This is a genomic window from Agrobacterium sp. 719_389 (assembly GCF_900188475.1).
Lineage (GTDB): Bacteria > Pseudomonadota > Alphaproteobacteria > Rhizobiales > Rhizobiaceae > Agrobacterium > Agrobacterium radiobacter.
Map to the genome: position 1 here is coordinate 118166 of NZ_FYEM01000004.1, position 12858 is coordinate 131023.

Consider the following 12858-nt stretch of genomic DNA (forward strand, 5'->3'; position numbering starts at 1 on the left):
CAATGCGGATCGTCGTCACCCGGCCGCAACGTTCGGGCGAAAGGACGGCCGCAAAGCTCAAGGCGCTCGGCCACGAGCCGGTGCTTCTGCCGCTGTTTCATCCAGCCCATCATGGCGAGCGCGCCATCTCGGCGCTGTCCGGCCCGCTGGCGGCGATTGCGGTGACCAGTGCCGAGGCATTGCGGGCACTGGAAACATCAAGGGACCGGCTGGCCCCGCATCTGTCAAAACCGCTTTTCGCCGTCGGCGCAACAACGGCGGAAGCGGCGAAAAAAGCCGGCTTCACGCAAATATTCATCGCCTCCGGAGACGCCCTGGGTCTGATTGCTCTCGTAACGCAGCGCCGCGCACTTCTTTCCGAAGGACAGCCCCTGCTCTATCTCGCCGGCAGGCCCCGTGGATCCGTCTTCGAGGAGGGCCTTGCCATCGCAGGCATTCCCTTCAGGGTGATCGACTGTTACGAGATGCTGCCCTCGGATATCTCCGAAAGCATGCTCCAGACGGCGCTTGTCGAAAACGCTGCCGATGTGGTCCTGCTCTATTCCTCGGAAGCGGCGCGGGCCTTTTTCAGCCATGCATCAACGGACAGATACGCGGCAGCGCTGGCTGGGACACAATTCATCTGCATCAGCCAAAAGGTGCTTTCTCTGGTTCCGGAAATCTTTCGAGCAGACGCCATCGCCGCCAGAGAACCGAGCGAGGCAGCGATGTTCGAACTTCTGCACCCTAACTCTGGAACCTAATTCGAGCTCGCCTCTTTCCTTTGCCGCCGTCACTGACTAGGTTTAGATTACTGCAGGCAGAAATGAGGTTGTCATGGTATCGGGAAAGCCGCCACGCCACTCCAAGTCCAAAGCCGAACCGGTCACCATCGACCTGGACGCCAAAGACGTGAAAGCAATTTCCGCCGACGTGGACGCTGCCAAGACGGACGAAAAACCCGGTGACAAAACCCCTGCTGCCGCCGCAGCGCCGGGTGTTTCGGAAACAAAGCCTGAAGCAGCCGCAACGGGCAACCCCGCCCCCGTCTGGGACCAGCCTAAGAAAACCCCCATAGAGCCAGAACCAAATGTCGGCAAAACGGAATCCGTAGCTACGGCTCCGAAGGCTGAGAGCCCAGAAGACAAGCAGAAAGGCCCAGTCTCGCCGTCCCCTGTTCCGCCCAAGGCCGATGAAACACCAATGATGGGCGCCTCCGGAACGAGCGCCACCGCGGCTGCCGCAGCTGCGGCAAAGCCGGCCTTTGGCTCCTCGACGTCCTCCAGCGCATCTGGCGGGGCCACCGCTGCAAAACCATCGGCCACGACCGCATCTTCAGGGCCATCCAGGCCATCCACACCACAGCAGGCGGAACGCAAACAGGCGGCGACCTCCGGCCTGATCGCGGCGGGTATCGTCGGCGGCCTTGTGGCGCTCGCCGCCGCCGGCAGCATGCAATATGCCGGTATCCTGCCCTCCGTTAATGCAGGCAGGGCCGGAGGCGAGGAGATCGCCGCGCTGAAAACCGACCTAGGCAATCTTCGGCAGCAGCTTGCCAATGCTCCAGCGGCGGACACCTCGGCACTGGAACAGCGCATCGCAACCCTCGAAGGCGCAAAGGGTGAAGCCCCGCAGGTGGATGGGCTTTCTGAAAAAATCACCGCACTGGAATCTGCCGTGCAGGCGGAGCGATCCGCACAGGCCACGGCGACCGCCGAACTGACACGCCGTCTTGCGGATGCGGAAGCCAAGATCAACGAGCCACGCGACGATATCGAAGTCGCCCGCGCCATTGCCTCGGCCGCCCTGAAGGCCGCGATCGATCGCGGCGGGCCGTTCCTCACCGAACTCGATACGCTCTCCAGGGTCACATCAGACGATCCGGCGATCGCATCGCTGCAATCCTTCGCCGCCACCGGCGTACCATCGCGTTCGGAACTGATGCAGAAATTCCCTGATATCGCCAATGCGATGCTGTCAGCCATCAACCAGCCTGACCCCAATCAAGGTATCATGGAGCGCTTGACCGAAAGCGCCTTTTCGCTGGTGAAGGTGCGCCCGGTCGGCAACATCGAGGGCGAGACCCCCGAGGCCATGATCGCGCGCATGGAAAACAAGCTACGCAACGGCGATCTGCAGGGCGCAGCACTGGAGTGGAACGGCCTTCCCGATGCCGCCAGGACGGTATCTGCCGATTATAAAAAATCTCTGGATGCGCGCATTGAGGTCGAAAATCTGGTGGGCGGCACGTTGAACCGCGCCATCACCAGCACAGGCAGGCAGGGGTGAGCGCATGACCAGAATTCTGACTTTCGCCGTTATCGTTCTGGCTCTCGGTTTCGGTTTCTCCTGGCTGGCCGACAGGCCGGGCGTGCTTTCCATCGTCTGGCAGGGCCAGTTGATCGAAATGAGCCTGATGGTCGCTGCATCCATCATTGCAGCGCTGGTTGCCGCCGTCATGCTGGTCTGGTGGGTCGTCAACGCCATCTGGACCTCGCCCAATGCCGCCCGCCGGTATTTCCGCGCCCGCAAGCGCGACCGGGGTTATCAGGCGCTGTCAACCGGCCTCATCGCTGCCGGCGCTGGCAACGCCATCCTCGCCCGCAAGATGACGGCCCGCACGCAGGGGCTGCTCAGCGCCGACCAGGAACCGCTGATCCATCTGCTCGATGCGCAGGCCGATCTCATCGAAGGCAAATATGATGAGGCGCGCCGCAAGTTCGAGGCGATGACCCGTGACCCTGAAACCCGAGAACTCGGCCTTCGCGGCCTCTATATCGAGGCACGCCGGCAGGGCGCCTATGAAGCCGCCCAGCAATATGCCGAGGACGCGGCGGAAAAAGCCCCTTATCTGCCATGGGCGGCACAGGCGACACTGGAAAACCGCTGCCGCAATGGACAATGGGACGATGCCATTCGGCTGCTCGACCAGCAGAAGGCGGCCAGCGTCATCGAACGCGGTGAGGCGGAGCGGCTGAAAGCCGTGCTTCTCACCGCCAAGGCCGGCGAGAAGCTGGAAAGCGACCCGGTCGGCGCGCGCGAGGATGCCAAGCACGCTCTCAAGCTTGCAAAAGGCCTCGTTCCGGCAGCACTGATTGCAGCGAAGTCCTATCTGCGCGAAGACAATCTGCGCAAGGCCGCCACGGTTCTGGAACCCGTCTGGAAGAACGATCCGCATCCGCAGATCGCCGAGCTTTATGTCCGCGCCCGCAGCGGCGATACCGCCATCGACCGGCTGAAACGGGCGGAGCGGCTTGAGAGCCTGAAGCCCAACAACATTGAATCCCTGTTTGCCGTGGCGCAGGCAGCGCTCGACGCCAAGGAGTTCGCCAAGGCACGGGCCAAGGCCGAAGCCGCCGCCCGCATTGAGCCGCGCGAAAGCATCTTCCTGCTGATGGCCGACATCGAAGAAGCGGAAACCGGCGATCAGGGCCGTGTGCGCTACTGGATGGCGCAGGCGCTGCGTGCGCCGCGTGACCCGGCATGGGTGGCGGATGGTATCGTTTCGGAAAAATGGCTTCCGGTCTCCCCTGTCACCGGCCGTCTCGACGCCTTCGAATGGAAAGCGCCCTTCGGCCAGCTCGAAGGCCCTGTTGAAGATCTGGCGATCGAAAATGCGATTGCCGCGGCACCCGCAAGAGCCGAACCGGTTGCGAAGACGATCGTCGTCGAAGCCGCGCCCGAGACCCGTGCGGAGCCAAAACCCGCCCCTGCCGCGCCAATCGAGGTGAATCCGACTGTTTCAGCCCCGAAGGAGAAAAAGCCGGTCACAATCGAAGCGCCGGTGGAAACCGAAGTGGCGGATGACAAGGCGGAAGCCGTGCCCTTTTTTGGCGGCGCCCCGGATGATCCGGGCGTCAAGAAACCAGGCGCGGAAGCCGAACCCAAGACCCGGCTCAAACTCTTCTGACCAGCAGGCTATCGATGTTCCAGCAAATACAGTCGTTTATTCAGAACCTCGTCGGCCCGCAGGCGGGTGATTTCAGCCCTGATGATCTGAGGGTGGCGGTAGCCGCCCTCTGTTTCCAGGTGATGGAAGCGGATGGCACCGTCTCGAAAAGCGAGCGTGATCGCCTGCGCCAGATTCTTCACGAATACTACCATCTCGACGGTGGCAAGCTTGATGCCCTTCTTGCTGCCGGCCAGGAGGCCGGCAAGGAAGCCGTCGATTATTACCGCTTCACCGCCGACATCCGCCGCCACCTTGATGAGGATCAGCGCGTGGAGCTTATTGGCATATTATGGGATATTGTTTACGCTGACGGCGAACGAAGCGAAATGGAAGACCATGTGATCTGGCGAGTCGCCGATCTGCTCGGTGTTTCCGTGCGCGACAGGGTTCTGCAACGTCAGCAGGCCGCCACGAGGTCCGGGCCCGCTGAAGAAAGCGAAAACGAAGACGATGCTGTTTGACCCTTCCAGGCAACAGGAACAACAACCTTCGCTGCTCATCGTCCTGCATCAGGAACGTTCCACGCCCGGCCGCGTCGGCCAGATCCTGGTGGAAAAGGGTTATCGCCTCGATATAAGGCGGCCCGCGCTCGGCGACGACCTGCCGCAAACGCTGGAAAAACATGCGGGCGCCATCATCTTCGGCGGCCCGATGAGCGCCAATGATCCACATGATTATGTTAAAGCCGAAATCGACTGGCTGAAGGTGCCGCTGAAGGAAAACAAGCCCTTTCTCGGCATCTGTCTCGGCGCACAGATGCTGTCCAAACATCTGGGCGGCAAGGTCGAGGCGGACAGGGACGGCAAGGTGGAAATCGGCTGGTATCCGCTTCACGCCACCGAACACGGGCGGCTTCTGATGCCGCATTGGCCCAAGATGGTCTATCATTTTCACCGCGAAGGCTTCGAGCTGCCGCGGGGAGCCGAGCTTCTGGCCTCAGGCGAGACCTATCCCAATCAGGCCTACCGCTATGGAAAAAATGCCTGGGGCCTGCAGTTTCACGCCGAACTGACCCGCGCCATGATGCACAGCTGGGTGGTGCGCGGCGCGCAGCGTTTCGGCATGCCGAATGCGCAGGTCGGCAGCCAGCACCTCGAAGGCCGCATGTTGTTCGACACGCCGCTCAGGGCATGGCTCAGCAATTTCCTCGATCTGGTTTTTGAGGGCAAGGCACAGCGCTGAGGCCCATCTCGGTTAGTGTGGCGCGTCCAGATTGTCGATCTTGCGCAGCTTGGAAAAGCCAATCGCCCAGATGACCGCCACGGCAAGCGTGCCTGCCCCGCCGATGACAACGGCTGGCACGGCACCCACGGCATGGGCCATGGTGCCGGCGCGGAATTCACCCAATTCGTTGGAGGCTCCAACGAAAACCATATTCACCGCATTCACACGCCCGCGCACCTCATCCGGTGTCCAGAGCGCGATCAGGGTCTCGCGCACATAAACCGACACCATGTCCGATGCGCCCATGACGACCAGCGCGGCGATGGACACCCATGCGGTTTGCGAAAGACCGAACACCACGGTGGAAACGCCGAAGAGACCGACGCCGATAAACATCAGAAGACCGGCACGGTGGCGGATGGGTCTGAACGCCAGAATGACCGCAACGGTGATGGCACCGATGCCGGGTGCTGCGCGCAAGAGCCCGAGGCCCCAAGGCCCGAGGGTCAGCACCTCCTTCGCGAAAATCGGCATCAGAGCGACGGCGCCGCCCAGCAGCACCGCGAAAAGATCGAGCGAGATGGCGCCAAGAACGATCTTTTCCTGCGAGATGAATTTGAAGCCGGCCAGCATGGTTTCCAAAGTGACGGCTTTTGCCGGGCCGCGCTGTTCCGGCTTGCGGATCGTCACCGCAAGCGCTGCGGACACGATGAAAAGTACGAGCGCCACGCTATAGGCGACGGAAGCGCCGAGACCATAAAGCAGGCCGCCGGCAACAGGCCCCAGAATGGACGCCATCTGCCAGGAAGAGGAATTCCAGGCGATGGCGTTCGGCAAATCCTCAACGGGCACGAGATTGGGCGCCAGCGACTGAACCGCCGGCCCCATGAAGGCCCGCTCTATGCCGAAGACAACGAGAATGGCAAAGACCGGCCAGGGAGAAAAGCTGTGTGTCAGCGTAAGAGCCAGAAGAGCCACAGCACACAGCGCCGCGACCAGAAGACATATGGCCATGATACGCCGGCGATTATGCCGGTCGGCGACCGTTCCAGTAACAAGGATCAAAAGCAGAGACGGCAGAAACTGGAAGAGACCGATCAGGCCGAGATAAAAGGCGTTGCCGGTAACCTCATACATCTGCCAGCCCACGGAGACGCTGACGATCTGAATGGCGAAGGCCGAGAAAAACCGGGCGCTGAAAAAACGGCGATAGGAACTATGCCGGAAAGCACCGAAACGGTTTTCGGCGGAAGGGAGGGACATCGGCTGAGTGCTCGCGAGACAATATGAGATGACTGCAATAGAGCGATATCACAGGAATCGCCAGCCCTCCTCTTCAGCGGGACGGCGAAAAGTGTGAGCGGTATTCGTCTGAAATCCCGCGATGACCGCAGCCGATCAGACCAAAGATCATTACGATCCGGCGCAACACTTGCCGGTTCACGCGTCAATGTCTAAATGTCTTGCAACCAAGATACGGAGATATTGATGCTTGCCCTGTTTCAGACCATCGATCTGGCCTTGAACCTCTATACGTGGGTGCTGATCGCCAGCGCCATTTTTTCCTGGCTTTACGCCTTCAACGTCATCAATTCCCGCAACCAGTTCGTGAACGCCATCGGGAGTTTCCTGGTCAATGTCACGGAACCGGCCCTGCGCCCCATCCGCCGCATTTTGCCCAATCTCGGCGGGATCGACATTTCGCCGATCATCCTGCTGCTGATCATCTTCTTCATCCGCTCCTTCATGTGGAACACGCTTTATCCGATGACCGTTTGAGCAGTCTCTGGAAAAAGCACGATGATCATGTCCGCCTGTCCGTTCGCCTCACACCGAATGGCGGGCGGGATGCGATTGACGGCGTTGAGCAGGATGCGGACGGAAACGCGCATCTGAAGGCCCGCGTCAGCGCCGTGCCGGAAGGCGGCAAGGCGAACAAGGCCCTGATTGTTTTGCTGGCGAAAAAACTCGGCCTGCCCAAATCCTCCATCACCTTCATTTCAGGCGAAACAGCGCGCAAAAAAATCCTCCGGATCGATACCGACCCGGAGGATTTCGAAAAGCTCTTTAAAAAGCTGGCGGGTTAGGCCTATCAGCCCTGCGCCTTGTAGCGCTCGATGGCTTCGACGATCAGCTTCTTGGCGACATCGACATCCTGCCAGCCGCCCATCTTCACCCACTTGCCGGGCTCCAGATCCTTGTAGTGCTCGAAGAAGTGCTCGATCTGCTTCAGCGTGATTTCCGGCAAGTCGGTGTAGTTGTGGACCTTGTCGTAACGGCGCGTCAGTTTCGGAACCGGCACGGCGAGGATCTTCTCGTCCTTGCCGCCATCATCTTCCATGATCATCACGCCGATGGGGCGCACGTTGATCACGCAGCCGGGAACCAGCGGGCGGGTGTTGCAGATGAGAACGTCGATCGGATCGCCATCGTCGGACAGGGTGTGCGGCACGAAGCCATAGTTACCCGGATAGGTCATTGGCGTGTAGAGGAAGCGATCGACGATCAGCGCACCGGCGTCCTTGTCCATCTCGTACTTGATCGGCTGGCCGCCAACCGGCACTTCAACGATAACATTTACGTCTTCCGGCGGATTCTTGCCTATGGAAATTGCATCAATACGCATTCGCTTCCCTCATTCGGCGGGTTGGATTTGGTTTTCGATACTGGGAAAGTCGCCGCATTGCAACATGGCTTTGGGCGGATAAGGCAGAATGAGCGATTTGAGGTCGTCGCGACGAAGCATCGCCGCCGCAAAATGAAAACGGCGCGAAATTCCTCTATCAGTTCCAGACGAAACCGACCTTGCGAAGCGACTTGCCGTCGAAATCTTCCACGCCTTCGGCAATATCCCGGCCGCCATGCGAGCGGAAAAACCGATTGGCGACGTCGCTATCCTCCAGGCACCAGACAACGATGCCGTTACAGCCAAGCGAGGTCAGCAATCTGCGCGCTTCCGTGAACAGCAGCGAGCCGAGGCCGATACCCTGATATTCCGGCCGCAGATAAAGTTCGTAAATCTCGCCGTCCTGCGGCAGCCCACGCGCCCGGCTTAAGCCCAGCGTCGCATATCCGGCAACCACACCGGCCACTTCCACCACCAGCATGGTTGCGGAGCCCTTGGTCGCCTTTTTCCACCAGACTTCGCCACGGCGCTCCAGCATCTGCGTCAACGGCCTGTGCGGGATAAGCCCCGCATAGGCCTGTTGCCACGACAGACGGTGCGCCTCTGAGATGGCGCGCGCATCATGCGGTTCAGCACGGCGAACATCGATGGATAACGTTTTCATAACGCGATTCTGGCCCCGGCCACGGAAACTTACCAGTCATAAAGGTTAACGCCGGCAAGCTTACCCACAGCCTATTCATGTGGACGACCAGAAAAAATTAACGCATCCTTAACCTTTGGCAAAGCGCCTTTCGACGCATGCACACATAAAAACGAATGCATAAAAAAAACCCGGCGCGAGGCCGGGTTCTTTAAAATTCGCGGCGTAGAGCCAATCAGACAGCGAGCTTTGCCTTTTCGAAACGCTTGCGGTCGTTGGCGTCCAGGAACATCTTGCGCAGGCGGATGGACTTCGGCGTCACTTCCATCAGCTCGTCTTCCTGGATCCAGGAAAGAGCGCGGTCGAGCGTCATGCGGATCGGCGGCGTCAGCTTCACGGCTTCATCCTTGCCGGCGGCGCGGATGTTGGTCAGCTGCTTGCCCTTCAGCACGTTCACTTCGAGATCGTTATCGCGCGTGTGAATGCCGATGATCATGCCCGCATAGACCTTTTCACCCGGCTCGATGATCATCGGGCCGCGATCTTCCAGGTTGAACATGGCGTAGGCGACGGCCTCGCCCGAACCGTTCGACAGCAGAACGCCGTTGACGCGACCGGCGATCTGGCCCTTGAAGGGCTGATAGTCGTGGAACAGACGGTTCATGATCGCCGTGCCGCGCGTGTCGGTCAAAAGTTCCGACTGGTAGCCGATCAGGCCGCGGGTCGGGGCATAGAACTTCAGACGAACGCGATTGCCGCCGGAAGGACGAAGCTCGGCCATTTCAGCCTTGCGCTCGGACATCTTCTGAACGACGACGCCGGAATGCTCTTCATCGACGTCGATCACGACTTCTTCGATCGGCTCCAGCAGGGTGCCGTTCTCATCCTTGTGCATGACGACGCGCGGACGCGAAACGGCAAGCTCGAAGCCTTCGCGACGCATGGTCTCGATCAGAACCGCCAGCTGCAATTCGCCACGGCCGGAAACGAAGAACGAATCCTTGCCTTCGGCCTCTTCGATCTTCAGCGCGACGTTGCCTTCGGCTTCCTTGAACAAACGGTCGCGGATGACGCGCGACGTTACCTTGTCGCCTTCGGTGCCGGCGAGCGGGCTGTCGTTGACGATGAAGGACATGGTGACGGTCGGCGGATCGATCGGCTGTGCGGTCATCGCCTCAGTGACCGAGGGGTCACAGAAGGTATCGGCGACAGTGCCCTTGGACAGACCGGCGATGGCGACGATGTCGCCCGCATGGGCTTCGTCAATCGCAGTGCGCTCGATGCCGCGGAAGGCGAGAATCTTGGAAATACGACCGGTCTCGATCGTCTTGCCATCCTGGCCAAGCACCTTCACGGCCTGGTTCGGCTTGATCGAACCGGAGGCGATGCGGCCGGTGATGATACGGCCGAGGAAGGGGTTGGCTTCAAGGATCGTGCCGATCAGACGGAACGGACCTTCTTCAACCGTGGGCTCCGGAACATGTTCGAGAACCAGATCGAGCAGCGGCGCAAGACCCTGATCCTTCGGACCTTCCGGGTTGACGTTCATCCAGCCGTCACGGCCAGAACCGTAGAGGATGGGGAAGTCGAGCTGCTCATCGGTAGCGTCGAGGTTCGCGAAGAGGTCAAAAACTTCGTTGATGACTTCTTCATGGCGGCCATCCGGACGGTCGATCTTGTTGATCGCGACGATCGGACGAAGACCAACCTTCAGCGCCTTGCTGACGACGAACTTCGTCTGCGGCATCGGGCCTTCGGAACTATCGACCAGAACGATCGCGCCATCCACCATCGACAGGATACGCTCGACTTCACCGCCGAAGTCGGCGTGGCCGGGAGTGTCGACGATGTTGATGCGAACACCCTTCCACTCCACCGAGGTCGCCTTGGCGAGAATGGTGATGCCACGTTCCTTTTCGAGGTCGTTGCTGTCCATGACGCGCTCGGCGACACGCTGGTTGTCGCGGAACGAGCCGGACTGCTTCAGAAGCTCGTCCACGAGCGTCGTTTTTCCATGGTCAACGTGCGCGATGATCGCGATGTTGCGAAGTGCCATTGTTCAAAATCTCTGAGGTTGGGCGCCACTATCGTGAGATGCGCCAATTTAGTTTGGCGCGCTCATAACCTTTTTTTTGCAAATGCGAAAGGGGGGGCCTTGTCATAAGCCCCCTGCGCTCCGGTTCTAGCTCAGAAATATGACAGTCTTTTATAACGTGCTCTTACACCAGGCCGCGCTTCAGCAGCATGGCGTCCGGGCTCGGCATCTTGCCGCGAAATGCGAGATAGGTCTCCTCCGGATCGATGGAACCGCCGACAGAATAGATATTGTCCTTCAGCCTGCGCGCCATCTCGCCATCGAAGGGATTGCCGGTTTCCTCAAACGCCGAAAACGCATCGGCATCCAGCACTTCCGACCACATGTAGGAATAATAGCCGGCGGAATAGCCATCGCCCGAGAAGACGTGCTGGAAATGCGGCGTCGCATGCCGCATGACGATGGACTTCGGCATCTTGAGGGCAGAGAGCACCTCGCCTTGTACGACCATGGGATCGCTCACGCTGTCCCGGGTGTGGAACGCCATGTCGACGATAGCCGAAGACGTGAACTCCACCGTGCTGAAACCGGCATTGAAAGTCTGAGCGGCCAGAACCTTGTCCAGCAACGCTTTCGGCATCGGCGCGCCGGTCTCGTAGTGGAGCGCGTATTTTTCCAGAATTTCCGGCACCGTCAGCCAGTGTTCGTAAAGCTGCGACGGCAATTCGACAAAATCGCGCGAGACCCCCGTCCCGGAAACGGAAGGATAGGTCACATCAGATAACATGCCATGCAGCGCGTGGCCAAATTCATGGAACAGCGTGCGCGCATCATCAAGCGAAAGCAGCGCGGGCTTACCCTCAGCCGGTTTCGCGAAATTGCAGACATTGTAGATGATCGGAATTTCACCGACCGTTCCGCTCTTCAGCGGCAGCTTGTGCTGCGACTGGAACGAACTCATCCATGCGCCGGATCGTTTGGAGGGGCGAGCGAAATAATCACCGAGGAACATGGCCTTCAGATCGCCCCTGTCGTCGCGAATCTCGAAAACCCGCACATCCGGATGATAGGCGGCAACGCCCTTCACCTCGACGGCACGAATCCCAAACAGCCGCTCCGCTACATCGAAGCAGGCCTCAATAATCTTTTCGAGCTGCAGATAGGGCTTCAATTCCGTCTCGGAGAAGCTGAATTTCCGTGCGCGCAACTTTTCTGCATAGTGCCGCCAGTCCCAGGGCAGCACCTCGTGATTTCTGCCCTCTTCGGCGATGATGGCGGCAAGTTCGGCCTCTTCCTCGCCGGCGCGGCGCACGGCCTTTTCCCAGACCTGACCCAGAAGGCCGTTCACGGCATCCGGCGTCTTCGCCATCGTGTCATCAAGCTTGTAAGCGGCAAAATTCCCGTAACCGAGAAGCTTGGCCTTCTCCTCCCGCAGTTCTAGCGTGCGGTGAACGGTCTCGCGATTGTCGGTCTCGCCACCGTTTTCACCGCGCGCCACCCAGGCCTTGAAGGCCTGCTCGCGCAGATCGCGGCGTTCGGAAAAGGTGAGGAAAGGCTCGATGATGGAACGGGAAAGGGTAACGGCAAATTTGCCGTCCTCGCCATGCTCGCGGGCCGCACCCGCCATGGCGTCGCGCAGAAAGCCGGGAATGCCGGCAAGTTCCTCTTCGGTGGAAAGCAGGAGCTTCCAGTTCTTTTCATCCGCCAGCACATTCTGCCCGAATTTGGCACCGAGACCGGCAAGCTCCTCATTGATCGCCGCCAGCCGTTCCTGCCGGTCTTTCGGCAACTTCGCGCCGGAGCGTACGAAACCCTTCCAGTGTCGCTCGAGAACACGGCTTTCTTCGCCCGTCAGCCCAAGCGTCTCGCGCTTTTCCCACAATGTGTCGATGCGCTTGAACAGCGCTTCGTTCATGCCGATCTTCGAATAGTGCCGCGACATTTTCGGCGCAATCTCCCGCTCCAGCGCCTGGATCACGCCATTGGTATTGGCGCCTGCCCTGTTCCAGAACAGCGCCGAAATGCGCGAAAGCTCATCGCCGGCGATTTCAAGCGCGGTTACGGTGTTTTCGAAACTCGGCGCCTGCGAATTGCCGGCAATTGCATCGATTTCCTGTTCATGGGAGAGAAGCGCTGCCTCGAAAGCCGGAGCGAAATCCTCATCCTTGACCGCATCAAATTTGGGCAAACCGTTGTGACCGTCCCAGGTCACGAGGGCGGGATAAAGCGTCGTCTTGGATGGCATTTCGTCTTCCTTGTGTACAATTCCGGTTTAAGCCCATATGGGCACGCCTCCACCGCCAATTCAATATGCCCGGCGGAGATGACAGGCCGCGTGAAAAAAACGGGGAAGTCCGATCTTTTTTGCTTCAGCGTAACAATCGGCGACTATATTGCGGGCCGTCCGACAACCGAACTGACGCATACTTTACTCGATTTTCGACAATATGATTTGTGTA

The 12858-nt window shown here is 59.7% G+C and carries 12 protein-coding genes; 7 read left to right on the forward strand and 5 right to left on the reverse strand.

The window, feature by feature from the left end; translation table 11 throughout:
- The first annotated feature begins 2 nt into the window (after nucleotides 1-2).
- The 5 genes from CFB10_RS09430 to CFB10_RS09450 all read left to right on the forward strand — a co-directional run bounded on the left by CFB10_RS09430 (nucleotide 3) and on the right by CFB10_RS09450 (nucleotide 5113).
- Nucleotides 3-743: a uroporphyrinogen-III synthase gene (locus CFB10_RS09430; protein ID WP_020010862.1), complete on the forward strand. Its 741-nt coding sequence runs from the start codon at nucleotides 3-5 to the stop codon at nucleotides 741-743.
- A 73-nt stretch (nucleotides 744-816) separates the two neighbouring features.
- Nucleotides 817-2268, forward strand: a complete 1452-nt coding sequence (locus tag CFB10_RS09435) for a COG4223 family protein (protein WP_020010861.1) — start codon at nucleotides 817-819, stop codon at nucleotides 2266-2268.
- A 4-nt stretch (nucleotides 2269-2272) separates the two neighbouring features.
- Complete coding sequence (locus CFB10_RS09440) at nucleotides 2273-3889, forward strand: heme biosynthesis protein HemY (protein WP_020010860.1); 1617 nt, start codon at nucleotides 2273-2275, stop codon at nucleotides 3887-3889.
- 14 nt (nucleotides 3890-3903) lie between these two features.
- Nucleotides 3904-4392, forward strand: a complete 489-nt coding sequence (locus tag CFB10_RS09445; protein ID WP_003505013.1) for a TerB family tellurite resistance protein — start codon at nucleotides 3904-3906, stop codon at nucleotides 4390-4392.
- A complete protein-coding gene (locus CFB10_RS09450) occupies nucleotides 4382-5113 on the forward strand; it encodes a glutamine amidotransferase (RefSeq protein ID WP_003505016.1) in 732 nt (243 codons plus the stop codon). The genes CFB10_RS09445 and CFB10_RS09450 overlap by 11 nt, the downstream gene beginning before the upstream one ends.
- Nucleotides 5114-5125: 12 nt before the next feature.
- Here CFB10_RS09450 and CFB10_RS09455 read toward each other — a convergent pair whose 3' ends face one another.
- The gene (locus CFB10_RS09455) at nucleotides 5126-6358 is read right to left on the reverse strand and encodes an MFS transporter (protein ID WP_020010859.1); all 1233 of its coding nucleotides are present in this window, start codon (nucleotides 6356-6358) and stop codon (nucleotides 5126-5128) included.
- A gap of 225 nt (nucleotides 6359-6583) precedes the next feature.
- Between CFB10_RS09455 and CFB10_RS24010 the strand changes: the two genes are divergently transcribed.
- The gene (locus CFB10_RS24010; RefSeq protein WP_003492418.1) at nucleotides 6584-6874 is read left to right on the forward strand and encodes a YggT family protein; all 291 of its coding nucleotides are present in this window, start codon (nucleotides 6584-6586) and stop codon (nucleotides 6872-6874) included.
- Nucleotides 6871-7182, forward strand: coding sequence for a DUF167 domain-containing protein (locus CFB10_RS24015; RefSeq protein ID WP_020010858.1), 312 nt, complete (start codon nucleotides 6871-6873; stop codon nucleotides 7180-7182). The genes CFB10_RS24010 and CFB10_RS24015 overlap by 4 nt, the downstream gene beginning before the upstream one ends.
- Before the next feature lie 5 nt (nucleotides 7183-7187).
- Here the strand turns inward: CFB10_RS24015 and ppa are convergent, their stop codons facing one another.
- The 4 genes from ppa to CFB10_RS09480 all read right to left on the reverse strand — a co-directional run bounded on the left by ppa (nucleotide 7188) and on the right by CFB10_RS09480 (nucleotide 12644).
- Entirely contained in the window at nucleotides 7188-7721 is a 534-nt protein-coding gene (gene ppa / locus CFB10_RS09465) for an inorganic diphosphatase (protein WP_003505020.1), read from the reverse strand.
- 157 nt (nucleotides 7722-7878) lie between these two features.
- A complete protein-coding gene (locus CFB10_RS09470; RefSeq protein WP_020010856.1) occupies nucleotides 7879-8385 on the reverse strand; it encodes a GNAT family N-acetyltransferase in 507 nt (168 codons plus the stop codon).
- 214 nt (nucleotides 8386-8599) lie between these two features.
- Nucleotides 8600-10420 (reverse strand): translational GTPase TypA, encoded by a 1821-nt coding sequence (typA, locus tag CFB10_RS09475; protein WP_003492424.1) that lies wholly within the window; start codon nucleotides 10418-10420, stop codon nucleotides 8600-8602.
- 163 nt (nucleotides 10421-10583) lie between these two features.
- Nucleotides 10584-12644, reverse strand: coding sequence for a M3 family metallopeptidase (locus CFB10_RS09480; protein ID WP_020010855.1), 2061 nt, complete (start codon nucleotides 12642-12644; stop codon nucleotides 10584-10586).
- Between the last annotated feature and the right edge of the window lie 214 nt (nucleotides 12645-12858).

Coding starts and splice junctions, on each gene's coding strand:
- CFB10_RS24010 (WP_003492418.1), top strand. CDS start 6,584: ATGCTTGCCCTGTTTCAGACCATCGATCTGGCCTTGAACCTCTATACG.
- CFB10_RS09470 (WP_020010856.1), bottom strand. CDS start 8,385: ATGAAAACGTTATCCATCGATGTTCGCCGTGCTGAACCGCATGATGCG.
- CFB10_RS09430 (WP_020010862.1), top strand. CDS start 3: ATGCGGATCGTCGTCACCCGGCCGCAACGTTCGGGCGAAAGGACGGCC.
- CFB10_RS09440 (WP_020010860.1), top strand. CDS start 2,273: ATGACCAGAATTCTGACTTTCGCCGTTATCGTTCTGGCTCTCGGTTTC.
- CFB10_RS09480 (WP_020010855.1), bottom strand. CDS start 12,644: ATGCCATCCAAGACGACGCTTTATCCCGCCCTCGTGACCTGGGACGGT.
- CFB10_RS09445 (WP_003505013.1), top strand. CDS start 3,904: ATGTTCCAGCAAATACAGTCGTTTATTCAGAACCTCGTCGGCCCGCAG.
- typA (WP_003492424.1), bottom strand. CDS start 10,420: ATGGCACTTCGCAACATCGCGATCATCGCGCACGTTGACCATGGAAAA.
- CFB10_RS09455 (WP_020010859.1), bottom strand. CDS start 6,358: ATGTCCCTCCCTTCCGCCGAAAACCGTTTCGGTGCTTTCCGGCATAGT.
- ppa (WP_003505020.1), bottom strand. CDS start 7,721: ATGCGTATTGATGCAATTTCCATAGGCAAGAATCCGCCGGAAGACGTA.
- CFB10_RS09435 (WP_020010861.1), top strand. CDS start 817: ATGGTATCGGGAAAGCCGCCACGCCACTCCAAGTCCAAAGCCGAACCG.
- CFB10_RS09450 (WP_003505016.1), top strand. CDS start 4,382: ATGCTGTTTGACCCTTCCAGGCAACAGGAACAACAACCTTCGCTGCTC.